The sequence below is a fragment of the Micromonospora sp. RB23 genome, from assembly GCF_053585025.1.
The window spans coordinates 3572389-3596058 of sequence record NZ_CM132111.1 but is presented as its reverse complement, the minus strand read 5'-3'; the positions used below and the strand labels follow the sequence as shown (position 1 = coordinate 3596058).

At 72.1% G+C, this 23670-nt stretch carries 25 protein-coding genes; 11 read left to right on the top strand and 14 right to left on the bottom strand.

All coding sequences use genetic code 11. The features are described 5' to 3' along the window. Positions 1 to 111: 111 nt before the first annotated feature. Both ACTFTM_RS16620 and ACTFTM_RS16615 read left to right on the top strand, forming a co-directional pair. Complete coding sequence (locus ACTFTM_RS16620; RefSeq protein WP_449561381.1) at positions 112 to 1110, top strand: tyrosine-type recombinase/integrase; 999 nt, start codon at positions 112 to 114, stop codon at positions 1108 to 1110. Positions 1111 to 1139: 29 nt separating this feature from the next. Further along, on the top strand, positions 1140 to 1985 hold the full coding sequence (locus ACTFTM_RS16615) for an LLM class flavin-dependent oxidoreductase (RefSeq protein ID WP_449561380.1): 846 nt from the start codon (positions 1140 to 1142) through the stop codon (positions 1983 to 1985). A gap of 67 nt (positions 1986 to 2052) precedes the next feature. Here the strand turns inward: ACTFTM_RS16615 and ACTFTM_RS16610 are convergent, their stop codons facing one another. After that, entirely contained in the window at positions 2053 to 2421 is a 369-nt protein-coding gene (locus ACTFTM_RS16610) for a VOC family protein (protein WP_449561379.1), read from the bottom strand. 43 nt (positions 2422 to 2464) lie between these two features. Continuing rightward, positions 2465 to 4168 (bottom strand): acyl-CoA dehydrogenase family protein, encoded by a 1704-nt coding sequence (locus ACTFTM_RS16605; RefSeq protein ID WP_449561378.1) that lies wholly within the window; start codon positions 4166 to 4168, stop codon positions 2465 to 2467. Positions 4169 to 4351: 183 nt separating this feature from the next. On the opposite strand from ACTFTM_RS16605, the gene ACTFTM_RS16600 reads away from it, so the two are divergent. After that, positions 4352 to 4762 carry an Rv0361 family membrane protein gene (locus ACTFTM_RS16600; protein ID WP_433539223.1) on the top strand — a complete coding sequence of 137 codons (411 nt, stop codon included), beginning with the start codon at positions 4352 to 4354 and terminating at the stop codon, positions 4760 to 4762. Further along, entirely contained in the window at positions 4749 to 5960 is a 1212-nt protein-coding gene (locus ACTFTM_RS16595) for a low temperature requirement protein A (protein ID WP_449561377.1), read from the top strand. The genes ACTFTM_RS16600 and ACTFTM_RS16595 overlap by 14 nt, the downstream gene beginning before the upstream one ends. On the opposite strand, the gene ACTFTM_RS16590 is transcribed toward ACTFTM_RS16595, so the two are convergent. The 5 genes from ACTFTM_RS16590 to ACTFTM_RS16570 all read right to left on the bottom strand — a co-directional run bounded on the left by ACTFTM_RS16590 (position 5927) and on the right by ACTFTM_RS16570 (position 10562). Beyond that, entirely contained in the window at positions 5927 to 6643 is a 717-nt protein-coding gene (locus ACTFTM_RS16590) for a thymidine kinase (protein ID WP_449561376.1), read from the bottom strand. The two genes, ACTFTM_RS16595 and ACTFTM_RS16590, sit on opposite strands and share 34 nt — an antisense overlap. A 56-nt stretch (positions 6644 to 6699) precedes the next feature. Then, positions 6700 to 8094: an MFS transporter gene (locus ACTFTM_RS16585; RefSeq protein ID WP_449561375.1), complete on the bottom strand. Its 1395-nt coding sequence runs from the start codon at positions 8092 to 8094 to the stop codon at positions 6700 to 6702. 22 nt (positions 8095 to 8116) lie between these two features. Then, positions 8117 to 8884: a glycerophosphodiester phosphodiesterase gene (locus ACTFTM_RS16580; RefSeq protein WP_449561374.1), complete on the bottom strand. Its 768-nt coding sequence runs from the start codon at positions 8882 to 8884 to the stop codon at positions 8117 to 8119. A gap of 113 nt (positions 8885 to 8997) precedes the next feature. Then, complete coding sequence (locus ACTFTM_RS16575) at positions 8998 to 9567, bottom strand: hypothetical protein (RefSeq protein WP_449561373.1); 570 nt, start codon at positions 9565 to 9567, stop codon at positions 8998 to 9000. Positions 9568 to 9797: 230 nt separating this feature from the next. Continuing rightward, a complete protein-coding gene (locus ACTFTM_RS16570) occupies positions 9798 to 10562 on the bottom strand; it encodes a lysophospholipid acyltransferase family protein (protein WP_449561372.1) in 765 nt (254 codons plus the stop codon). A 164-nt stretch (positions 10563 to 10726) separates the two neighbouring features. Here ACTFTM_RS16570 and ACTFTM_RS16565 point away from each other — a divergent pair, with 164 nt between their 5' ends. The 3 genes from ACTFTM_RS16565 (at position 10727) to ACTFTM_RS16555 (ending at position 14522) form a co-directional block, all read left to right on the top strand. Next, a complete protein-coding gene (locus tag ACTFTM_RS16565; RefSeq protein ID WP_449566656.1) occupies positions 10727 to 12139 on the top strand; it encodes a cytochrome ubiquinol oxidase subunit I in 1413 nt (470 codons plus the stop codon). Between the two features lie 14 nt (positions 12140 to 12153). Then, a complete protein-coding gene (cydB, locus tag ACTFTM_RS16560; protein ID WP_449561371.1) occupies positions 12154 to 13152 on the top strand; it encodes a cytochrome d ubiquinol oxidase subunit II in 999 nt (332 codons plus the stop codon). A gap of 191 nt (positions 13153 to 13343) precedes the next feature. After that, positions 13344 to 14522 (top strand): GNAT family N-acetyltransferase, encoded by a 1179-nt coding sequence (locus ACTFTM_RS16555; protein WP_449561370.1) that lies wholly within the window; start codon positions 13344 to 13346, stop codon positions 14520 to 14522. Here ACTFTM_RS16555 and ACTFTM_RS16550 read toward each other — a convergent pair. Next, a complete protein-coding gene (locus tag ACTFTM_RS16550) occupies positions 14513 to 14953 on the bottom strand; it encodes a MarR family winged helix-turn-helix transcriptional regulator (protein WP_449561369.1) in 441 nt (146 codons plus the stop codon). The two genes, ACTFTM_RS16555 and ACTFTM_RS16550, sit on opposite strands and share 10 nt — an antisense overlap. 95 nt (positions 14954 to 15048) lie before the next feature. Between ACTFTM_RS16550 and ACTFTM_RS16545 the strand changes: the two genes are divergently transcribed. Beyond that, entirely contained in the window at positions 15049 to 15501 is a 453-nt protein-coding gene (locus ACTFTM_RS16545; protein WP_449561368.1) for a MarR family winged helix-turn-helix transcriptional regulator, read from the top strand. 45 nt (positions 15502 to 15546) lie between these two features. Here ACTFTM_RS16545 and ACTFTM_RS16540 read toward each other — a convergent pair whose 3' ends face one another. Together ACTFTM_RS16540 and ACTFTM_RS16535 are read right to left on the bottom strand one after the other, a co-directional pair. Continuing rightward, entirely contained in the window at positions 15547 to 16230 is a 684-nt protein-coding gene (locus tag ACTFTM_RS16540; protein WP_449561367.1) for a hypothetical protein, read from the bottom strand. A gap of 167 nt (positions 16231 to 16397) precedes the next feature. Next, positions 16398 to 16859, bottom strand: coding sequence for a peroxiredoxin (locus ACTFTM_RS16535; RefSeq protein ID WP_449561366.1), 462 nt, complete (start codon positions 16857 to 16859; stop codon positions 16398 to 16400). A 171-nt stretch (positions 16860 to 17030) separates the two neighbouring features. Here ACTFTM_RS16535 and ACTFTM_RS16530 point away from each other — a divergent pair, with 171 nt between their 5' ends. Beyond that, the gene (locus ACTFTM_RS16530) at positions 17031 to 17759 is read left to right on the top strand and encodes an SDR family oxidoreductase (RefSeq protein ID WP_449561365.1); all 729 of its coding nucleotides are present in this window, start codon (positions 17031 to 17033) and stop codon (positions 17757 to 17759) included. Positions 17760 to 17808: 49 nt separating this feature from the next. Here the strand turns inward: ACTFTM_RS16530 and ACTFTM_RS16525 are convergent, their stop codons facing one another. From ACTFTM_RS16525 to zwf, 3 genes are all read right to left on the bottom strand, one after another. Further along, the gene (locus ACTFTM_RS16525; protein ID WP_363685853.1) at positions 17809 to 17934 is read right to left on the bottom strand and encodes an MFS transporter small subunit; all 126 of its coding nucleotides are present in this window, start codon (positions 17932 to 17934) and stop codon (positions 17809 to 17811) included. After that, positions 17931 to 19340 carry an OFA family MFS transporter gene (locus tag ACTFTM_RS16520; protein WP_449561364.1) on the bottom strand — a complete coding sequence of 470 codons (1410 nt, stop codon included), beginning with the start codon at positions 19338 to 19340 and terminating at the stop codon, positions 17931 to 17933. Before ACTFTM_RS16520 ends, ACTFTM_RS16525 begins: the two co-directional genes overlap by 4 nt. Positions 19341 to 19468: 128 nt before the next feature. Next, complete coding sequence (gene zwf, locus ACTFTM_RS16515) at positions 19469 to 20848, bottom strand: glucose-6-phosphate dehydrogenase (protein WP_449561363.1); 1380 nt, start codon at positions 20846 to 20848, stop codon at positions 19469 to 19471. A 281-nt stretch (positions 20849 to 21129) separates the two neighbouring features. Here zwf and ACTFTM_RS16510 point away from each other — a divergent pair, with 281 nt between their 5' ends. Together ACTFTM_RS16510 and ACTFTM_RS16505 are read left to right on the top strand one after the other, a co-directional pair. Continuing rightward, entirely contained in the window at positions 21130 to 21906 is a 777-nt protein-coding gene (locus ACTFTM_RS16510) for an alpha/beta fold hydrolase (protein ID WP_449561362.1), read from the top strand. A 32-nt stretch (positions 21907 to 21938) separates the two neighbouring features. Next, entirely contained in the window at positions 21939 to 22526 is a 588-nt protein-coding gene (locus tag ACTFTM_RS16505; protein WP_449561361.1) for a DinB family protein, read from the top strand. Positions 22527 to 22638: 112 nt separating this feature from the next. Here ACTFTM_RS16505 and ACTFTM_RS16500 read toward each other — a convergent pair whose 3' ends face one another. Further along, a complete protein-coding gene (locus tag ACTFTM_RS16500) occupies positions 22639 to 23625 on the bottom strand; it encodes an aldo/keto reductase (RefSeq protein WP_449561360.1) in 987 nt (328 codons plus the stop codon). Between the last annotated feature and the right edge of the window lie 45 nt (positions 23626 to 23670).

Genomic DNA, 23670 nt, shown 5'->3' with positions numbered 1-23670 from the left:
CGGCCTTCGACGGCCGGCGCCCACACCGAGGGCGCCGGCCGTCGGCGTGCGGTGTCACCGCGTCGGCGCGCCTGCGTGGCAATCCCATCCGCTGCTGAGAACCTTTTTCACATGGTGTCCTCCGACGCGCCCGTGCTCACCCGTCCCACCGCCCGACCGGCCCTGCCGAGCGCGCCGATGGACGTCACCGAGGCATGGCTGCGCAACCGTCGGCTCTCCGAGCACACCCGCGACGCCTACCGACGCGACGTCGCCGCCTTCCTCGGCTGGTGCGCCCAGCACGACCTGGACCCGCTGCGGGCCACGTTCCTGCACGTCAACGAGTACGCCCGCACGCTGGAGTCCACACTCGTGGCACGCAGCGGCCGGCCGTTGACCCCGGCGACCGTCGCACGCCGGCTGTCCGCCCTGTCGAGCTGGTACGACTTCCTCGTCAAGCTCGGCGGCGTACCCGCCAATCCGGTCTCCGGCGCGGACCGGCCCCGCGTCGACCGGGACCACTCCGCCACCATCGGACTCACCCCCGAAGAGGTCGACGCCCTGCTCACCGCCGCCGACGCCGAGACCGGTCCGACGGCGGCGCGCAGCCGGGCCGCGATCGCGCTCCTGGCCGACCTGGGCCTGCGGGTCGGCGAACTGGTCTCGTTGGACCTGACCGACCTCGGCGCCGAACGTGGGCACCGCAGCGTCCGCTTCGTCGGCAAGGGCGGCAAGCAGCGCCGTCGCGCCCTCACCCCGGGCACCGCGTACGCGGTGGACGCGTACCTGGCCCAGCGGGCCGCCGCCGCCGGCGTGCCGGTGACGCAGCTCAGCGGGCCGCTGCTGGTCACCGCCACCGGCGCACGACTCGACCGGCACTCCGTCTTCCGGATGGTCCGCCGCCTCGCCCGGGCGGCCGGCATCCCGGCATGGGCGCGACTGTCCCCGCACTCGCTGCGACACGCGTTCGCCACCACCGCCCGCTCCGAGGGCGTCCCCCTCGAAGACGTGCAGGACGCCATGGGGCACGCCGACCCGCGCACCACCCGCCGCTACGACCGGGACCGGCACAACCTCGACCGCGATCCGGCGTACGCGGTGTGGGCCGCGCGGTCGCGTCGGCGCGGCTGACCGTCGTACCCCCGTGTGAGGGTCGCCGGATGAGACACGGTCTGGAGATCCCCTGCGGCGGCGACGACCTCGACGTCGCCACCCTCGTCGAGCTGGGTGAGCTGGCCGAGCGCGCCGGCTGGGACGGGGTGTTCGTGGAGGACTACCTCATCCACCACCGCGGCGACGACCCGTCCACCTACGACCCGTGGTTGGTGCTCACGGCGATCGCCGGGCGCACCGGACGGATACGCCTGGGCACCACCGTCACCGCGCTGCCCCGACGCCGTCCGGCGAAGCTGGCCCGCGAGGTGCTGACCCTCGACCACCTCAGCGCCGGCCGGGCCACGGTGGCCGTCGGCGTCGGCGACCCCGGCGACCGGGGCCTGGCCGCGTTCGGCGAACCGACCGAGGTGGCCGTCCGCGCCGCGATGCTCGACGAGGGCCTCGACCTGCTGACCGGCCTGCTCAGCGGCGAGCAGGTCGAGCACCGGGGCGTCCACTACCGCGCCGAGAAGGTGGCGCTGCGTCCACCGCCCGTGCAGTCGCCCCGGGTGCCGGTCTGGGTCGGCGGCAGCACCCAGGCCGGGGCGGTGCGGCGTCGCGCGGCCCGCTCCGACGGCATCGTGCCCTACAAGCTGACCGACACCGACGGCTGGGCCGACTTCACGCCCGACGAGGTTCACGAGCTGGTCGAGGCGCTGCCGGGGACGCGGGCCGACGGTCAGCCGTTCGACGTGGCGATCGGCGGCCGGCGTCGCCGGCCGGACGAGCGCGCCGAACGGGCCTACCACCGTGAGCTGGCCGCCGCCGGGGCGACCTGGTGGCTGGAGTACGTCCCGGTCGGCGACCCGGCGGCGATGCGCGACGCGGTGGCCCGCGGCCCGCTGCGCTGAGCGCCGCCGGTCAGCCCGGCGGCGCGAACGGCCCGTCGCGGTCGTCAGCGCGCGGCCCGCTGCCGCCTCAGCCCTGCGGTCGGCGGCAGAGGCAGAACGGCTGCCCGATCGGGTCGAGGAGCACCACCCACGTGTCGCCGGGCTGGAACTCGGGCTTCGACGCCCCCGCGGCGACGAACTCCTTCTCGGCCACGGCCAGGTCGTCGACGTAGAGGTCCAGGTGGTAGCGCTTCTGCCCGGCCGAGTCGGGCCAGGCCGGCGGCTGGTAGCCCTCGACCAGGCCGAACCCGATGGACACGCCACCATTGCGGATCATCGCGTACTCGGCCTGGCTGTGGGTGATCTCCCAGCCCAACACCCGGTGGTAGAAGGCGGCTTGCCCGGCCGGGTCGGAGCTGTCCAGATTGACCATCGCGAGGTCAGCGGTTGTCGTCATGCCCGCAGTCTGCCCGGCACCCCCGACAAACCCCGTCGACCGGTCAGCAGAGCAGGTCCAGGTGGTGGTGGGCGTCCTCGGCGATGTCCTCGTGCCGCAGCCACCGCCGCGCCCACAGCCGGGCCGCCAACTCCGCCTGCTCGTCACCCCAGGCGGCGTGCTCCACGAGCAGCGCGGCGGTCAGCGCGTACGCCAGACGCAGCGCCAGGGCACGGGCGCCCGCGATGACGGTCGCAGCGCCCGGGTCGGCGGTCACCGCGACGATGGTGTCGCGGAGCTGCCCGGCGACCGTGGACAGGGTGTCGGCCAGCGCGGGCGACAGCGGCCGGGCCAGGTCGACGGCGGCGGTCAGCCGGCGCAGCAGCGGCGTACCGGCGTCCTCCCGGGTCAACGCGCGCAGCACGTCCAGGGACAGGACGTTGGTGGTGCCCTCCCAGATCGGCAGCACCTGCGCGTCGCGCAGCAGCCGGGGCACGCCGGTGTCCTCCACGTAGCCGGCGCCGCCGAAGCTCTCCACGTACTCGCTGGCGGAGCTGACGGCGAGCCGGCCGGTGGCGAGCTTGGCCAGCGGCGCGACGATGCGCAGCTCGGCGACGGCCTCCGGGTCGGCGCCGACCTCCACCCGGCCGAGCAGCGCGAACGCGTGTCCCGCGAGGGCGAACGCGCCCGCCGCGTCGACCGCGAGGGTGCCGAGCGTGGCGCGGTGCAGGGGCGAGGACGCCAGCGGGCCGCCCGCGACGTGGCGAGCGTCGGCGAACGCGCGGGCGTAGGCGAGCCCACGGCGCATGCCGCCGGCAGCGGCGGCGGCATTGTGCACCCGGGTCACCACGACCAGGGTCATGGCCCGGACCAGGCCGGGCACCGCCGGGTCGCCCAGCGGCACCGCGTACGCGTCGCGCAACCCGATCTCCGCGGTCGGCAGCGCCCGGGTGCCGAGCTTGTCCTTGAGCCGGTGCACCACGACACCCGGGGCGGGTGCGTCCGCCGCCGCGCCGCTGGCCAGGGGCGAGTCGACCGCGTAGCGGGGTACGAGGAACGGGGCGAGCACCCGGCTGCCCCGCCCGGCGCCCTCGGGGCGGGCCAGCGCCACCGCCATCGCCGCGTCGGCGGCCGAGCAGAACCACTTCTCCCCGGTCAGCCGCCACGAACCGTCGGCGGCCGGTCGGCCGATGGTGCTGGAGCGGCCCAGATCGGAGCCGCCCTGCGACTCGGTCATCCACTGCCCGCTGGTGATCGCCGTGTCGGGGTCGGTGGAGGTCAGCCGGGGCAGCCACGCGTCGCGGACACCCGCGTCGACGTCGGGCAGGCTGAGCAGCGCTGCCGCGCCGTCCGCCATCGCCACCGGGCAGGAGAACGTGGCCGACTCCGGCCCGTACAGGTGCAGCAGCGCGTGCTGCACGACCCGCGCGGCGGCGCCCCACGTGCCGCGCGCGTCAGGCAGGTAGGGCAGCGCCACCACCGCGTGCCGGGCGGCGGCGGCCCGCTGCGCCTGCCAGCCGGCGGACACCTCGATGCGGTCGACCCGGGCGCCCCACGGGTCGTAGCGGAGCAGCGTCGGCGGGTGCGCCTCGGCGTCGGCGTGCGCCGCGCGCAGCGGCCCGGTGACGTCGGCGGCCAGGTCGGCCAGGCGGCCCTTCGCGGCGGCGTGCCCGGCCGCGCCGAGATGACGCTCCAGCCAGGACCGCAGCAGGGCGTCACCGGCGTACGGGTCGGCGGGGGGTGGTACCGGCTGCACGAAGCGGCTCATCGATCGGCTCCCTGGCGCTACGGGGGTGTGCGCCGACGGTAGACGATGCGTCGCCGCCGCGAACAGAGCATCGGGCGTACCCAGTTTCCGGCTTGTCCTGCCTCACCGCGACGGCGTTCTCTACGGTCGGTAGTCGTGGGTGCCGGTCAGTCGTGGAGCCGACCGGCCCGGCGGCGCCGCCCGATGCGTGCCGGGCTGGCCTTCGCCGGGTTCGGCATGGCGCTGTGCTGCGTCGGAGTGGCCGGACTGGGTGCGTGGAACCTGCAGACCGTACGGCAGGCCGCCGGTCCGATCCGGGAGACCGCCGACGGGTTCCTCAGCGAGGTGGCCCTCGGTGACAGCGATCGGGCGTACGAGCGGCTGTGCGCCGACGCGCGGACCCGGTGGAGCGCGATCGGGTTCACCAGTTGGGTGCGGACCCCGCCCATGGTGACCGACTACGAGATCACCGACGTGTCGGTGTCCACCAAGGGTGGGCGTCCGCGCGGCACGGTGACCGTGAAGGTGACCCGCGACGGTGGCATCAGCGAGGAACGCCGCCTGCCGGTGGTCCGCGAGGGCGGGGACTGGCGGGTGTGCGGTGACCCCTTCTGAGCCACCGGCCGTCGATCTGGCGCACCCCCGGCTTCTGCGCCGGCGTCAGGGCGTCGAGCCGACCACCTCGACCGAGTTGTTCTTCGACCTGGTCTTCATCTTCACGATCACCCAGGTGTCGCACTACCTGATCGCGCACCCCGACTGGCGTGGCGCCGCCCGTACCGCCCTGCTGTTGGCGCTGGTCTGGTTCGTCTGGGTCTACACCACCTGGGTGACCAACTGGCTGGAACCGGACCAGGGCCCGGTACGGGCGATGCTGATCGGGGTGACGCTGGGCAGCCTGCTGTTGTCGGCGACGATCCCGCAGGCGTTCGCCGGGATGGGTCTGCTTTTCGCGGTGGTCTACGTCAGCGTGCAGGTGGGCAGGACCGCGTTCGCGTTGTGGGCGGCGCAGGGCAATCCGTGGCTGGTCGACGGGTTCCAGAAGTCGCTGCCCTGGATCGCCGCCACGTCGGTGCTCGTGGTCGTCGGCGGCCTGGTCGACCCCCCGGCCCGGGAGGTGGTGTGGGCGGCGATGATCGTGCTTGAGGTGGTGGGCCTGTCGATCGGCTATCCGCTGCCGGGGCGGGAACGCAGCCGCCCCGAGCGGTGGATGGTGGAGGGTGGGCACCTGGCGGAGCGCTGCGCGGCGTTCGTCCTCATCGCGCTCGGCGAGTCGATCCTGGTCACCGGCAGCACCCTCACCGCACACGTGGACCGGGTGCGCCTCGGCGCGTTCGGTGTGGCGTTCGCCGGCTCGGTGGCGCTGTGGTGGGTGTACTTCGCGAGGTCGGCGCCGGCCGCCACGGAGGTCGTCGCCCGCGCGGGCGCGCGTACGGGGGCGCTCAGCCGGCTCGCGTTCAACTACCTGCACCCGGTGATTGTCGCCGGGATCGTCGTCACCTCGGCGGGTGACGAACGGCTGCTGCACGCCCCGGGGGAGACGGCCACCACGGTCACCGCCCTGTTCACCCTGGGCGGTCCGGCGCTGTTCCTCGCCGGCCACGCCGCCTACAAGGCGGTGCTGTGGCGGGCGCTGCCGACCAGCCGGATCACCGCCGTGGTGGTGCTGCTGGCCCTGATACCGGCCTGCGTGGGGTTGGGCGCGACGGTGGTGACGTGCGCGGCGCTGGCAACGGCGGTGACCGTCGCGGTGGTCATGGCGGATCGCCTGCGGGCGTCTCAGTCGCGGGGTCCGAGGTCGCCGCTGCGGTAGTGCCGGCGGCAGAGCACCTGGTAGCGCACGTCGGCGGTCTCGACGGTGTCGCCGATGACGACCTGCTCGCCCTCGCGGACCACCCGCCCGTCGACGACCCGGGCGTTCAGCAGCCCTTCCCGGCCGCACCAGCAGAGCACCTCGACCTGGATGCGGGCCACCTCGTCGGCCAACTCGAACAGGCGCTGCGCGGCGGGGAACAGGCAGGACCGGAAATCGGTGGCGAGGCCGAACGCGAACACGTCCACGTCGTAGCTGTCCACCAGCTCGGCCATCTGCTCGACGTGCTCGACGGTGTAGAAGCACGCCTCGTCGCAGATGAGGTAGTCGACGCGTACGCCGTCGGCCCAGCGTCCGCGTACGAGCGCCCGCAGGTCCAGATCGTCGGTGACCTCGATGGCCTCGTGGGCCAGGCCGATGCGGGTGGTGACCTGTGGGCCCAGCGACCGGTCGATGCGGGTGGTGACGAGCCCTCGGCGACCCTGCCGGGCGTGGTTGTAGTTCATCTGCAACGCCATCGTGGACTTGCCGCAGTCCATCGGCCCCCAGAAGAACTTCAGCGCCGCGGCGTGCACCGGCCGCCCGTCGAGCCCGCGCGCGGCCGCGCAGCCGGCGGGGGCGTGCGGCTGGCCGGGGAACGGGTGGGCCAGGCAGACGGGGGTGGCAGCGGCGTCGTCGGTCACGGTCGGGCAGCCTAGCCGATCGACCGGTCCCCATCGGTCAGGTGCGTCGCACGTGCTCAGAGCACCCGGGGTGGCGTGTTGCCGACCGCGATGATCGCCCGGCGCATCGGCACCGCCAACAGCAGCACGAAACCGACCACGAAGAACCCGACAAGTGAGATCAGGCCCACGCGGTAGGAGGCGGTGAGTTGGAACACGATGCCGAACGCGAGAGGACCGAGCCAGCTCGTGCCCTTGTCGCTGATCTCGTAGAAGCCGTAGTACTCGCCCTCCTTGCCGGCGGGGATGAGCTGGCTGAACAGGGACCGGCTCAGCGCCTGACTGCCACCCAGGACCAGGCCGATGCCGGCACCGAGCGCCATGAACGGCAGCGGCGCCTCGGGGGGCAGCCAGAACACGCCCAGGATCACCCCGGTCCAGAGCACCAGACTGATCAGCACCGTCTTGCGCGCGCCGATGCGCCGGGCCAGCGCGCCGAGGAGCAACGCGCCGCCGAAGGCCAGGAACTGCACCAGCAGGATCGTGACGATCAGGGTGCTCTGCTCCAGCCGCAGCTCCTCGGTGCCGTACTGGCTCGCCAGCGTGATGACGGTCTGGATGCCGTCGTTGAAGACGAGGAACGCGAGCAGGAAGAACAACGTCAGCGGGTACGCCCTGACCTCGCGCAGGGTGTGACCGAGCTGCCGGAACCCGTCGGTGAGCACGTTGCCGCGTGCGGCCAGCGGGGCCGCCGTGCTGGGACGGTCGCGCAGCCACCGCAGCGGCACCAGGGTGAACGCCGCCCACCACACACCGGCGGAGACGATCGACCAGCGGGCCAGGTCGAGGGTGCGCTGCGGGTTGTCGTCCTCGCTCAGCAGGGAGACCGCGGCCAGGTTCAACGCCAGCAACAGGCCACCGCCGAGGTAGCCCAGCGCCCAGCCACGACTGGAGATGCCGTCCCGCTCGTCCGGACCACCGAGCTGCGGCAGGAACGAGTTGTAGACCACGATCGCGGCGCCGAAGGAGATGTTGGCGACCAGGAACAACGCGCCGCCGAGCAGGTACCGGTCGCCGGTGACGAAGGCCATCGCGATGGTCGCCCCGGCGCCGGTGAACGCGGCCCCGCCGAGCAGGCGCTTCTTGTGCGCCGACCGGTCGGCGATCGCCCCGATGACGGGCAGCACGAACACGGTCAGGAACACCGACAGCGAGATCAGGTACGGGTAGTACGAGCCGGCCGCGACCCGGATGCCCAGCGGGTGCACGTACCCGTCGCAGGTGTCCGCGCCCAGCTCGCAGCCGGCGGCCGTCTCGGCGACGGTGGTCAGGAACGGGCCGAGGAACACGGTGATCACCGTGGACTGGAAGGCGGAGTTCGCCCAGTCGTAGATGTACCAGCCTCTGCGCTCGCGGGGGGTGCTCGCCGGAGGCGGGGTGTCGGTCACCGTGGGGGTCACGGTCTCGGCCATCGAGGGGTTCCTTCGGTGCTGGTCACGCGGTCCAGTGGCCGCGACTGCGGTAGACGTCGCGCAGCACGCCGACGTGATCGGTCATGATGCCATCCACGCCACGATCCAGTAAGTCGTGCATCTGGTCCGGTTCGTCGATCGTCCAGACGTGCACCTGAAGGCCGAGCCGGTGGCAGTAGTCGACGAACCGGCGGTCCACCACCGGCACCCGCCCGTAGCGCGGCGGCACCTGCGCGGCGACCACCGACGGCGGCAGCCGCAGCGGCCGGCCGTGCAGGGAGGCCAGGCGCAGCCGGGCGACTCCCCGCATGCCGAGGCTGGTGGCGACGCGTCCCCCGGTGAGCGCCCGCAGCCGGGTCAGTCGGGCGTCGCTGAACGAGGCGAGCAGCACCCGGTCCGCCGCGCCCACCCGGGTCAGGGTGGCGACCGTCGGCGCGACGCCGCCGTCGGCCTTCACGTCGATGTTGAAGCGGACCTGCGGCCAGGCGTCCAGCACCTCGTCCAGCCGGGGTACGACGGCAGCGCCGCCGACGCGTACCGAGGCGAGGTCGGCCCAGCTCAGGTCGGCGATGCGCCCCGCCTCACCGGTGACCCGCGTGAGCGTCGGGTCGTGGAAGATCACCGGGACGCCGTCGGCGGTGGCGTGCACGTCGGTCTCCACGTACCGGTAACCGAGTCCGACGGCCCGGGCGAACGCCGCGGTGGTGTTCTCGTCGCCCTCGGCGGCGCCGCCGCGGTGGGCGAACGCCAGCGGCGCGGGCGCGTCGAGGTAGGCGGATCGGTTGAGCACGCGAGGCAGTATGCACGCGACCGGTGGAGCGCAGGTGGCCTGTCGGCGACATTCGTCCGCGCGCGGGGCCCTGGCGCCCCCGTCACCCCCGTGGGACGGGAGCGCCAGGGGGCTTACCGGTCGGCCCCGCCGCGCACCACGTACCCGCCGGCGAGGATCGGGTACCGGGGGCGTACGCCCGCCTCCGGTGGCAGTTCCGTCTCGGGATCGAGGCAGCCGGTGGGTGGCGGCGCGGTCCCGTTCTGGGCCTGGGCGTCGACGATCACGTCGGGCTGCCGACCACCGTCGATGATCTTCACGTAGTAGCCGTGGTTACGGACCGGGTCGACGCCGTCGGGCACGATCGCCGTGAACACCGCGACGTTCCCCCGCACACGCAGGCAGGTCACGTCGGCCCGTCCCCGCGCGATCTCGGTGCCGTCCGGCAGCGCGTGCCGGTAGCGGAACTCCCCACGCGTCGCACCGTCGGCGGTCGTGACCGCCGCGACGCCGAACCAGATCCGGTGCCCCACCGTGTTCGGCTCGTCGTACACGAAATGCCCCGACCCGGCGACCAGCGCCAGCGGCCTCGGAGGCGACGTGCCGTTCGGCGCGGTGGACTGCGCCCACGCCGTCGTCGACCCTGCGGCGACGAGCGCGACTGTCGCCGCCGCTGCCGTCCCGACCCGTGCGTACCAGAGCATGGAAAACTCCCTCGCGTCGATGGCTTGACGGTCTCCAGCCTCGTCGCAGCCCCGAGCGCGCTGATCCCCACGCCGAGCCAACCGCCTCCCCTGCCCGGGGGAAACCCCCCGGTCGCCCCCCCGGTCGCGCCGATCTTGCAGTTTGTGTCGCCGTTATGGCCGGCTCGCCCGGTATGTCGCGACAGAAAGTGCAAGATCGCGAGGGCGGGGGCGTGGGCGTGGGCGTGGGGTTAGGGGGTGCGGCGGTGGGTTCGGGTGGTGTCGGTGGGGCGGCCGGGGTCGACGTGGTGGGGGCGGTCGGGTTCGTCGGGGCGTAGGGGGGCGAGGGTGTCGGTGAGCGCGTCGACGATCCGGTTGGTGGCCCGGCGGGCCGCGCCGGGGTGGGCGGCGTCCGACTCGCCGAGGTCGACGGGTACGCCGAAGTGCACCCGGATCACCGGCCGGCGCCACAGCGCGCGGGCGATGCCGCGCAGCATCCCCTTCGGCGTCCGGTAGGGCAGCACCTCGTGCGCGCCCCACTGGGCGACCGGGATGACGGGAGCGCCGCACGCCAGCGCGAGGCGGGCGACGCCGGTCTTGCCGCGCTCGGGCCACATGCCGGGGTCCAGGCCGATGCGTCCCTCGGGGTAGATGAGGATCACCGAGCCGGCCGCGACGGCCTCGGCCGCGTCGTCGAGGGCCTGGTGTACGGCGCTGGTGCCCCGGTCGACCCGGATGTGCCCGACGTGGCGCATGGCGGCCCCGAGCACGGGGGCGCGGAACAGTCCGGCGGTCGCCATGATCCGTGGGGCGATGCCCCGCTCCCGGCAGGCGGCGATCATGACCAGGGGGTCGAAGGGGCTGATGTGGTTGGCGGCCAGCACGAGCGGTCCCCGGCGCAGGTGCGCGGGGACGTCGCCGGTCACCTCGAGGCGGGCGAGCGGACTCACCAGGGCGCGGGCCAGCACGAGGGCGGCCCGCCAGAGCAGTGGTGGCTGCCAGGTCGTCGTGTCCATCAGCGCGCCATCCTCGCACGAGGCGGTGGGGCCGCGAGGGCGAGCGGCCGGGGTGATCAGGGTCATTGGTCCCGGGCCGGTTCGGGCCGCCCGGCCCTGCCCTTCTCTCTACGACGAGCAGTAGTATTTACTACGTCTCGTAGTACGCATAGTTGGGGGTTCAGGTGGACGCGTTGGACGTCGCCCGGTGGCAGTTCGGTGTCACGACCGTCTACCACTTCCTGTTCGTGCCGCTGACCATCGGCCTGTCCGTGCTGGTCGCGATCCTGCAGACGATGTGGCACCGCACCGGCAACGAGCGCTACCTCAAGCTCACCAAGTTCTACGGCAAGCTGTTCCTGATCAACTTCGCCATGGGCGTGGTCACGGGCATCGTGCAGGAGTTCCAGTTCGGCATGAACTGGAGCGACTACTCCCGCTTCGTCGGTGACATCTTCGGCGCGCCCCTGGCCATCGAGGCGCTCGTCGCGTTCTTCCTCGAATCCACCTTCATCGGCCTGTGGATCTTCGGCTGGGACCGGCTGCCCAAGCGCGCGCATCTGGCCAGCATCTGGGCCGCCGCCATCGGCACGAACCTGTCCGCGTACTTCATCCTCGCCGCGAACTCGTTCATGCAGAACCCCGTCGGCTACCGGATCAACCCGGACAGCGGACGCGCCGAGCTGACCGACTTCCCGGCCGTGCTCACCAACAAGGTCGCCCTGATCACCTTCCCGCACACCCTGGCCGGCTCGTTCCTGGTCGCCGGGTCGCTGATCGTGGCGGTCGGCCTGTGGCACGTCATCCGCAACCGCGACTCCGCCGACGCCGGCGCGTACCGCTTCGCCACGAAGTTCGGCTCCTGGGTCGTCCTGGTCGCCTCCGCCGCCGTGCTGTTCACCGGCGACATCCAGGGCAAGATCATGACGGACGTGCAGCCCATGAAGATGGCCGCCGCCGAGGGTCTCTACACCACCGAGAGCCCCGCCTCGTTCTCCGTACTCACCATCGGCAGCCTCGACGGCAGCCGCGAGGTGTTCGCCCTGAAGATCCCGTACCTGCTGTCGTACCTGGGCACCGGCGACCCGAACGGCACCGTGCACGGCATCAACGACCTCCAGGCCCAGTACGCCACCCAGTACGGCGCGGGCAGCTACACCCCGATCATCCCGGTCACCTACTGGAGCTTCCGCTTCATGGTCGGCTTCGGGTTGGCGGCCGGGGCCATCGCCCTGCTGGTCCTGTGGAGCCAGCGCAAGGGCCGTACCCCGCGCAGCAGGTGGCTGCTGCGCGCCGGCCTGGCCATGCCGGTGCTGCCGCTGCTGGCCAACTCCTTCGGCTGGATCTTCACCGAGATGGGCCGCCAGCCCTGGATCGTCTTCGGCGAGATGCTCACCCGCAACGGCGTGTCCCGCAGCGTCTCGCTGACCGAGGTGCTGACCTCGTTCACCGCGTTCACGCTGATCTACGCCACCCTCGCCGTGATCGAGGTCAAGCTCCTGCTGCGCTACGCCCGGGCCGGCGTGCCCGACGTCAGCGAACAGCCCCCCGCCGACGACACCGACGACGCCGAGCGCCCGCTCGCCTTCGCCTACTGACCCCGGAGCCCACCGTGGACCTGACCACCATCTGGTTTCTCCTCGTCGCCGTGCTGTTCACCGGCTACTTCATCCTGGAGGGCTTCGACTTCGGCGTCGGCATGCTGCTGCCCGTACTCGGCCGCGACGACCGCGAACGCCGCGTCCTGATCAACACAATCGGCCCGGTCTGGGACGGCAACGAGGTATGGCTGATCACCGCCGGTGGGGCGATGTTCGCCGCGTTCCCCGAGTGGTACGCCACCCTCTTCTCCGGCTTCTACCTGCCGCTGCTGCTCATCCTGCTGGCCCTGATCGCCCGCGGGGTGGCCTTCGAGTACCGGCACAAGCGCCCCGAGGCGTCCTGGAAGCGCCGCTGGGACGCCGCCATCGTCATCGGCTCGCTGCTGCCGGCGATCCTGTGGGGCGTCGCCTTCGCCAACATCCTGCGCGGCGTGCCCCTGGACGCCGACCACGAGTACGTCGGCGGCCTGGTCGACCTGCTCAACCCGTACGCCCTGCTCGGTGGCGCGACCACCCTCGCGCTGTTCCTGACCCACGGCGCGGTGTTCCTCGCCCTGAAGACCACCGGCGACATCCGCGAGCGCGCGGGCGCCCTCGCGGTGCGCCTGGGCGTCGGGGCCGCCGTGCTCGCGGTGGGCTTCCTGGCCTGGACGTTGAGCATCCGCTCCAGCGCGGCCGCCGTCGTGCTCGCCGTCGGCGCGGCCCTCGCGCTGCTCGGCGCCCTCGCAGCCGCCAGGGTACGCCGGGAGGGCTGGGCGTTCACGGGTACGGCCGTGGCGATCGGTCTGGCCGTGGCGACCCTGTTCGCGGCGCTGTTCCCGAACGTGCTGCCGTCCACCCTCGACGCGGCGGGCACGCTCACGGCCACCAACGCGGCCTCCACCCCGTACACCCTGAAGATCATGACCTGGGTGGCGGTGATCTTCACTCCGGTGGTGCTGGCCTACCAGGCGTGGACGTACTGGGTGTTCCGCAAGCGCATCGGCGTAGCCAACATCCCCCAACACTGACCCCACCCCCGCCCCCGCCCCGCCCCGGGCCCGCCCCCGCCCCGCCCAACCCCGGCGATCATGGACTTGTGGTGCCCGACGTGTACGTGTCGAGGGAGATTTGTCATCCACCACAACTCCATGATCGGCGGGGGTCGTCGGGCCGGGGATATCGGCTGGTCGGCATCGGGGCGCGCCGCTACGGTGTGCCGATGCGCGTTCGTGAACTCACCGTCGACGACCTGGACGACGCCTGGGAGCTGGGCCGGTTGGCCTTCGGCTCCAGCCAGGAGCGTCCCCCCAGCACCAGGGTCGAGGTGCCCGGCATGACCCGCTACGGCGCGTTCGACGACACCGGCCGGCTCGTCGGCAAGGCCGTCGACCTGCACCACGACCAGTGGTGGTCCGGGCGGCCCGTCGCCGCGGCCGACGTCGCCGGGGTGGCGGTCGCCCCCGAGGCACGGGGACGGGGCGTGGCGCGCGCCCTGCTCACCGCCCTGCTGGCCGGCGCCCACGAGCGCGGCGCGGCGATCAGCGCCCTGTACCCGACCATCGCCGCCCCCTACCGCGCCTGCGGCTGGGAGACCGGCGGCGTGCTGCGCACCGTCCACCTCGCCACCGCCGCGCTGCCCCGGCACCGGCCCGCGTCGCACCTGACCGTCCGGGCCGGCACGCCCGCCGACCTGGACGCCGTCGCCGACCTGTACGAGCGGGTGGCCCGCCACCGCAACGGCATGTTGACGCGCCGGGGAAAGATATTCGACTTCTTCGACGCCGACGCGAAGCTCCCCGGTGACGGGCTCACCCTCGTCGAGGACGACGGCGACCTGGTCGGCTACGCCACCTGGGAGCGGGGCCGCGGTTACGGCGCGGACTCGGTCCTCACCGTCGACGAGGCCCTGGCCACCACCGCCGACGCGGCCCGGGAACTCGTCGGCGTGCTCGGCAGCTGGGCGAGCGTCGCGCCGACCCTGCGGTGGTGCCCCCTCGACGGTGACGCCGTCAGCACCGTCCTGCCGCTGGAGGCCGCCCGCGACCACGAGCGGGACCTGTGGATGCACCGGCCGGTCGACGTCGTACGGGCGGTGAGCGAGCGTGGTTGGCCCGTCCACACCCGAGGCGTCGTCGACTTCCACCTCACCGACCGGCTCGCCGAGTGGAACACCGGCACCTGGCGGTTGGCCGTCGCCGACGGCGCCGCCGAGCTGACCCGACTCAACGGCGACGCGGACCTGCGGCTGGACGTGCGTGGCTTCGCGCTGCTGTATGCCGGGGCGGCGCGGGCCCGTTCGGTGGCCCAGGCCGGACTGCTGCACACCGCGGGCGTCGAGCCGGACGCCCTGGACCTGCTGGGCGCTGGCGGCCCGGCGCAGCTGCTCGACTACTTCTGAGCGGTCCCGTCGGCCAGTTCGTCGTTGGCCCGTTCGGTGACGAGCGCGAGGACGCGGGCGGCGACGTCGGCCTCGGCGGGCGCGATGTCCCCGTACAGCCGGGCGGTGATACCCCCGACGGCCTCGGCGACGCGGGCCTGCGTGGCGTGGCCGGCGTCGGTGAGCCGCACCTGCGGGTCGGTGGTGTCGTCGAGCCGCGCCAGGCCGGCGTCGACGAGGCCGGCGATCGCCTCGTGCACGGTCGACTCGTCGACCTTGCGGGCGTTGGCGAGGCGCTGCACGAGCGGGGTTCGGCTGACGGGGCCGGCGGTGAGGGCGTTGAGCGTGAGGACCTGGCCGAAGTCGACGCCCAGGGGCGCGACGGCGAGGTCGAGCAGGGCGCGGGTGGCGAAGTGGGCCTGACCGATGACCTGACCGTTGAGAGTGGACACGATGCCTCCTTCGAAACGTTGGCTTGACCAACGTTGGTGGAGCCAACGTAGCACGCTTTGTGGGTCACACCAACGATTGCTGTTAGGCTGCCGCCATGGACGCCTCCGCCCCGCAGTCACCCGCCGGGCTGCGTACCACCCCGAGTTGGCTGCTCAGCCAGACCGCCGCCCACGCCGGCCGGCTCATCAGCGCCGGCTTCGCCGCGCACGACCTGCGCGGCTACCACTACCGGCTGCTCGCCGCGCTGGCCGAGAGCGGACCCGCCAGCCAGGCCGACCTGGGACGTCGCTGCGGCATCGACCGCAGCGACGTCGTGGCCGCCGTCAACGACCTGGCCGGTCGGGGACTGGTGGTGCGCGCCCCCGACCCGGCCGACCGCCGCCGCAACGTCATCAGCCTCACCGACGCCGGGGCCGACACGGCCCACCGGATGACCGACACCGTCGCCCGCGTGCAGGACGACCTGCTCGCGCCCCTGTCCAGCGCCGAACGCGAGCAGCTGACCCGCCTGCTCACCCGCCTGCTCGACCATCACGGCGGCTCCTGACCCGACATGACGCCGGCCCCGGCCGTCCCCGGCAGGAGGCAGCGCTCAGCTCGCCTCGCGCAGCTCCGCCAGCCGGGCCTCGATCTCGGCCAGCTCCGCACGCAGCTTCTCCGCCTGCTGCTCCGCCTCGGCCCGCTCGGCGCCCAGGATCTGCTCCACCGCCTCCTGCACACCCGGCACGTCCACCAACGCCACCATCTTCAGCGCCTCGGCCGGCTTCACCACGTACGGCTTCGCGAGGGCCTTGCTGCCCTGCTGCGCGGCGACCGTCCACTCGCCGTCCGCGTACGCCAGCGTCACCGTCAGGCCCGCGGGCCCCTTGGGCTTCGCGGCCTTGACCGCCCGCCGCGCCGGCGGCTTCTCGGCCTGCTCCACCTTCGGCTCCTCCTGTCGCTGCGCGGGCACCCGCGGCGTGTCCAACACGAACTCCGGCGCCGCCACCGCGGGCGCCTCCGGCTCCGGCTCCGGTTTCGGCTCCGCCACCCGACGGCCCGCGCCCTTGGGCGCGACCGCCAGGTCGGCGGGGGAGAACGGCAACTCGTCACGGCCGAAGCGCACCACGACGAACTCGTCGGACGCGTCCGGATCGGTCAACTCGACCACCTGGCCGACCTGACCGGCGATCTGCCCCGCCGACGCGGTGAACACCACCCTCGGCTTACGGCCGGCCGCCAACGCCTCCCGGATGCTCTGCACCTCGTCAGTGGACAAACCCTGGCCGGCATCCATCACAACCCTCTTCCGTACACCTGTTTGATTGCTGTCTTGATACCAGTCGGCTCCGACACCCGCCGCACGGGGCTCAGGGCGTGTGTGAAAGCCCCTGGCCGGCCTGCGGCAGGCCCGGCCGTTGGCTGGACTCCGCCTCGGCTCGACCGAGGACTTTCACACACGCCCTAACCGCCGAGGGCCCGCAACGCCCGATCGGCGTGGTCGTTCATGTTGACCTCGCTGTGGATCACCTCGATGACCCGCCGGTCCGTGCCGATCACGAACGTCATCCGCTTCGTGCTCAGCGCCTCCAGCGGCACCCGCCGCCGCACCCCGAACGCCCGCGCGACCGTGCCGTCCACATCCGACAGCAGCGGATAGTCGAACCCGTGCAGCGTCGAGAACTCGGCCTGCTTGGCCACCTCGTCGCGGCTGATACCCACCCGCGACGCGCCCAGAGCCGTGAACTCCGCCGCCAGGTCCCGGAAGTGGCAGCTCTCCGCCGTGCACCCACGCGTCATCGCCCCGGGATAGAAGAACAGCACCACCGGCCCCGACGCCAGGAACTCCGACAGCCGCCGCGGCGTGCCCGTCTCGTCCGGCAGCTCGAAGTCGTCCACGACATCGCCGACACCCACACCCGCCACCGCGCACCTCCGTTGTCCGACCGACCGCGCGGTGAGCGTAAGCGATCAGCCCTGCGGCGCCTCGTGCGCCACCAGCACCACCGCCCGCCGCGTGTGACCCTCCTTACGACGACTCGTTCACGCCGGTCGCGGTAGCGTCGGCGCAACCCCACCGACACCCGTGGAGACGCCATGGCACCCGTCACCGTCATCACCGGCGGTGGCCGCGGCATCGGCGCGGCCACCGCCCGCCGCCTCGCCGCGGCCGGCCACCACATCGCCCTGTGCTACCGCCGCGACGACGCCGCCGCCGCGACCGTCCTGGCCGACCTGCACGCCGCCGGCGTCCAGGCCATCGCCGTACGCGCCGACACCACCGACCCCGACCAGGTCACCGCCCTGTTCGACGCCGCCGCGCAGCTCGGCCCCCTCACGGGCCTGGTCAACAACGCCGGCGTCACCAGCCTCATCGGCCCGTTCACCGAGCTGCGCGTGGACGACCTGCGCCGCGTCGTCGACGTCAACCTCATCGGGTACGTCCTGTGCGCCCAGCAGGCCGCCCGCCGCCTCACCGACGGCGGCGCCATCGTCAACGTCTCCTCCGCCGCCGCGACCCTCGGCAGCCCGGGGGAGTACGTGCACTACGCCGCCGTCAAGGCCGCCACCGACACCCTCACCGTGGGCCTGGCCAAGGAACTCGCCCCGCGCGGCATCCGCGTCAACGGCGTCGCCCCCGGCCTCGTACGCACCGACATCCACACCGACTCCGGCGTACCCGACCGCGCGGACAGCGCCGCCGGTCGCATCCCGCTGGGCCGAGCCGGCGAACCCGACGAGATCGCCGCCGCCATCGCCTGGCTCCTCAGCCCGGACGCCTCCTACACCGCCGGCGCCGTGCTGCGGGTCTCCGGCGCCCTGTAAGCGCGGGCGGTTCGTGGGCCGGGACGTCACGCGCCCCGGCCCACCGCTCTCAGTGCGTGAACAGCTTCGCCGCCGTGATCACCGTCTGCACGACCCCGTAGCCGAGCAGCACCGCCACCACCAGCCAGGAAATCCACAACCGGGCCTGCTGCCCCTGCCGACCGTCGTCACTCATCGCGTCCCGCTCCTCTGCGCCGCCGTGACCTCGTCCACGTCCTGCTCCGCCGGCTCGTGGTAACGCTGCGGCACCGGTCGCACCAGCAGGTTCGCCACGAACCCGACCGCCAGGACACCCACCATCGTGAACAGCGCCGGCCGGTACGCCGCCGCTGTCAACGTGCCCGGCTTGCCCTGCGCGTCGAGGAACCCGTTCACGATCAACGGACCCGCGACACCCGCCGCCGACCAGGCCGTCAACAACCGACCGTGGATCGCCCCCACCTGGTACGTGCCGAACAGGTCCCGCAGGTACGCCGGCACGGTCGCGAACCCGCCGCCGTAGAACGACAGGATCACGCACGCGAACAACACGAACAACGCCGTCGCCGTGTGCCCGAACAGGGCCAGCAGCGCGTACATCGCCATGCCCACACCGAGATACACCAGGTAGATCGGCTTACGGCCGATGACGTCCGACGTCGACGACCACACGAACCGGCCCGCCATGTTGAACAACGACAGCAGACCCACGAACCCGCCGGCCGCCGCCACCGACACCGCCGACGTCCCGTTCTCCCGGAAGAAGTCCTGGATCATCGGGCTGGCCTGCTCCAGGATGCCGATACCGGCCGTCACGTTGCAGAACAACACCACCCACAACAGCCAGAACGACCGGGTCTTCACCGCGTTCGCCGCCGACACGTTCGCGTTCGTGACCAGCGGCTTCGCCGCCACCGACGCGGGATCGAAGCCCGCCGGCCGCCAATCCTCGGCCGGCACCCGCACGTTCGCCACCCCGAACATCATGATGACGAAGTAGCCCAGGCCCAGCGTCACGAACAACCACACCAACGCGCTGCCCGACGCCGTCGAACCCGCGTTCGACGGGTCGTAACCGGGGTCGTAGAACGACAGCAACTGCCGCGACAGGGGAGAGGCCACCATCGCCCCACCACCGAACCCCATGATCGCCAAACCGGTCGCCAGACCCGGCCGGTCCGGGAACCACTTGATCAGCGTGGACACGGGGGAGATGTAGCCGATACCCAGACCGATGCCGCCGAGCAAGCCGTACCCCAGGTACAGCAGCCACAACTGCTTCGTGGCGATGCCCAACGACCCCACCAGGAAACCCGCCGCCCAGAAGCAGGCCGACACGAACATGGCCTTACGCGGCCCGTTCGCCTCCACCCACGTCCCGGCCACCGCGGCCGACAACCCCAGCATCACGATCGCGATGCTGAAGATCACCCCAATGGCCGTCTGACCCGTGTCGAAGTGCGCGATCAACGAATTCTTGTAGACGCTCGTGGCGTAGACCTGGCCGATACAGAGATGGATGGCCAACGCCGCCGGGGGAATCAGCCACCGGCTGTAGCCCGGTGGCGCGACGGTGTGCCGACGATCGAGTGCGGACAGCATGCGCTGCTTCCTCTCCGAGGCGGACGAAACGTGGCCACAACGTGCCCACCCCACACCCGAGGAGCAAACCTCACCGTCGCCGGACGGTCCCTCCCGTGAGCTGAGCGGTCACTCAGCCCACGCCGCGACTACCCCAGGTCCGGCGCGTGCCAGCCACCCGCCAACGCCTCCGCGTCCGCCGGACCCCAACTACCCCTGTCGTACGACCGCACCGGCGCCGCCAGATCAAGGATCGGCTCCACGATCCGCCACTCCTGCCGAATCGTCTCCGCCCGCGCGAACCGCAGATGCTGCCCGTCCATCGCGTCGTCGAGCAACCGCTCGTACGCCTCCTGACGGCGACCCAACGCCGCCCCGAAGTCCACCGACAGGTCAACCGGCCGACTCGCCACCTCCGCGCCCGGACTCTTCGCCTGGATCGACATCGTGATGCCGTCCCCACGACCCAACCGGAACCGCAACAGGTTCGCCGGCGCCACCGCCCCACCCTCGGCAGGGATCAACGACCGCTGCGGCCGCTTGAACTCGACCACCACCTCCGTCGCCGTCCCCGGCAACGACTTACCCGTCCGCAGATAGAACGGCACACCCGCCCACCGGGGCGAATCCACCGTCAACCGCGTCGCCACGAACGTCTCCGTGTTCGAATCCGGCGCGACACCCGGCTCGTCGCGGTAACCCCCGTACTGCCCCCGCACCGTTGAGGCCGGCGACAACGGCACGATCTGCCGCAGCACCGCCGCCTCCGCCTCGCGGAACGCGTCCACGTCGTCACCCGCCGGCGCGTCCATCGCGATCAACGCCACGACCTGCAAAATGTGGTTCTGCAACACGTCCCGCGTCGCACCCACCGTGTCGTAGAAACCGGCCCGACCCTGCGTACCGAAACCCTCGGCGAGCGTCACCTGCACGTTGTCGATGTGCTCACGGTTCCACAACGGCTCGAACAGCCGGTTCGCGAACCGGAACGCGTACAAACCCTCCACCGCCTCCTTACCGAGGTAGTGGTCGATCCGGAACACCCGACTCGCGTCGAAGGCCGCCCCCAGCGTCCGATCCAACTCCTCCGACGACGCCAGGTCACGCCCGAACGGCTTCTCCACGATCACCCGACCACGGTCGGCCAACCCGACCGCCGCCAACCCCCGCACCACCGAACCGAACACCATCGGCGGAATCGCCAGGTAGAAGATCGGCCGCTGCGCGTCACGCAGACGCTCCGCCAGCCGCTCGTACGTCGCCGGATCCGCGTAGTCCCCGGAAATCATCGACAGGTTGGCCGCCAACGCGTCGAACGTCGCGTCATCCACCTCGTCCGTGGCCTCCGCCACGGACTTACGGGCGGTCGTCACCAACTGCTGGTCATCCCAGGGGGAGCGGGCCACCCCGATCACCGGAACGTCGAGACGCCCCCGCCGCGTCAACTCGTACAGCGCCGGAAACAGCTTCTTCGAGACAAGATCACCTGTCACACCGAACAGCACAACCGCGTCTGAGCGCACGCGCATGACACTTCCATCCGATCATGTGGACCTGATCTTCCGAACGGACAACGGCGCGTCCCGCCGGAGGAATTCCCAGCGAGCGGCCCACGTGAGGTCGGCGACAACGACGGCGCATACCCGGCCAAAAAACCGCAGCTCAGGCTGTGACGCGCACGACACCCACCCTGATCGACGGCTCTCGATCATCCTACGGTCCGCGAACCCCGCCACTCCACCCCCGCACGCCGATGCGCCACAACGGGAGATGATGCGACAGCAGCCCGTGCACCCCCGGAAGGACCGGAATGACCCTGGTAGCCGACCGCTCACCACACGCCGGCCCCGACGTGGTGTGCCTGCCGATGTTCGGCACGACCCGCGCCACCACCGCCGCCGCCTTCCACCCCGCCCTCGCCGACACCGGCCTACGGGAGACGTACCTGGACCTGCCCGGCCACGGCGACACCCCACCCACCTGCCGGCCCACCTCCCAGGCGCTGCTCACCACCATCTGCGCCTGGCTGGACCACCACATCGACGGACCGGCCCTGCTGGCCGGCGCCTCCTACGGCGCCTACCTCGCCGCCGGCATCGCCCGCCAACGCCCCGACCTCGTCCGCGGCCTCCTCCTCGTCTGCCCCGGCATCACCATCGCACCGGCCAGCCGCACCCTGCCCGAGCACCGCCCGCCCCCGGGACCCACCGGCTGGCTCGACGACGCCCCCACCGACCTGCGCCCACACCTCGACACCGCACTGGGCCACCGCACCCCGACCGTCGTCGCCACCGTCCTGCGCGCCCTGAACACCGGCGGCCCCGGCGACGACACCTTCCAGCAGGAACTGCGAACAGGACCCGGGTACGCGCTCCCCGACGAGACCACCGACACCCCCTTCGACAGGCCCGTCAGCGTGCTCACCGGCCGCCAGGACGGCATCGTCGGCTTCGCCGACCAGTTCCACGCCATGCGCCGCTACCCCCGAGGCACCTACACCACCGTCGACCAGGCCGGGCACTACCTGCCCTTCGAACAACCAGCCCTGCTCCGCGCCCACACCCAGGACTGGCTCCGCCGAACCTGACAGCCCGGGGCCGGTACGCGACAATGACCGCCATGGCTGACCTGGGCGACATCAAAGCCGCGCTGCACTACTACCTCCGCAGGAACCGCGACGACCTGATCTGGAAACTCGACGGCGTCAGCGAACGCGAGGCCCGAACACCCCGCACCACCACCGGCAACAACATGCTGGGCGTCATCAAACACTGCCTCAACGTCGAGGCCGCGTACTTCGGTCCCACCTTCGGCCGCGAGTTCGCGACACCCGAGGAACTGGTCCCGCTCGACGCGTTCGACGACGACCCCCAGGCGGACTGGTACGCGTACGAGAACGAGACCAAGGACGGCCTCATCGACCTGTACCGCCGTGTCGCAGCGTTCGCGGACGAGACGATCGACCAACTGCCGCTCGACGCGCCGGGGCAGGTGTCCTGGTGGCAACCCGGCCGCCAGGACGTGACACTGGCCCGGATCATCGCGCACGTCAGCGGTGACCTCTGCCGGCACGCCGGTCACCTCGACATCATGCGCGAACAGCTTGACGGAGCGGTCGGGTGGCGGCAGGACGGCACCAGCATCCCCGACTACGACTGGCCGGCGTACGTCGACAAGCTGCGCAAGCTGGCCGACCAGTTCGACTGACCGAGCCCGGGGGACAAGGGCCGCCCGAACCGCGCTGCCCGGCCGACGCATCCCCGCGCCGGCCGGGCAGCCACCCCGCCTCGATCACCCACACCACACGGCCGAGGCGGCACTAGTTACCGACGCCGAGGCCCGACATGAACGCCGTCGGGTAACGGTCACCCCGCGCGGCACCCTTCGGCACGGCCGCCTCGATCTCTTCGAGATCCCCGGCCGACAGCTCCACGTCCAGCGCCGGCAACGCCTCGGCCAGCCGCGCCCGGGTACGCGCACCGACCAGCGCAACGATCGACGAATCCTGCGCCGCCACCCACGCGATCGCCAACTGCGCCACCGTGCACCCCTTCGCGTCGGCGACCCGGCGCAACGCCTCCACCAGCGCGAGGTTGTGCGACGCGTTCTCGGCCAAGAAGCGAGGACTGCGGTTACGCGCATCGTCCGCCCGCCCCGGCACCCAGTTCCCCGAGAGCAGGCCACGGCTCAGCACCCCGTACGCGGTCAGCCCGATGCCCAACTCCCGCAGCGCGGGCAGCACCTCGGCCTCGACCGCCCGCGACAGCAGCGAATACTCGATCTGAAGATCAGCGACCGGATGGACGGCGTGCGCCCGCCGAACGGTCTCCGCATCAACCTCGGAAAGCCCCACATACCGTACGTAACCGGCGTCGATCAGCTCCTTGATCGCGCCGATCGTGTCCTCGATCGGCACCGACCGGTCCAACCGGGCCGGCCGGTAGATGTCCACGTAGTCGACGCCGAGCCGGGTCAGCGAGTAGCTCAGGAAATTCCGCACCGAAGCCGGGCGGGAGTCCTGGCCGGCGAACCGCATGCCCGGCCCCACCTGCTGCCCGAACTTCACACTCAGCAGATAGCTGTCCCGCTCGCGTCCCCGCAACGCCTCCGACAGCAGCAGCTCGTTGTGCCCCATCCCATAGAAGTCACCCGTGTCGACAAGCGTGACCCCCGCGTCCAACGCCGCCCGTACGGTGGCGATGCTCTCCTCACGATCGGCCGGGCCGTACGCGCCCGACATACTCATCGCCCCCAGCCCCACCGCCGAAACCGTGGGACCCGTGTTGCCCAGAGTGCGTGTCTGCATCGAAACTCTCCCTCAGCGGTCGATCTCGCCTCCACCCTGCGCCGC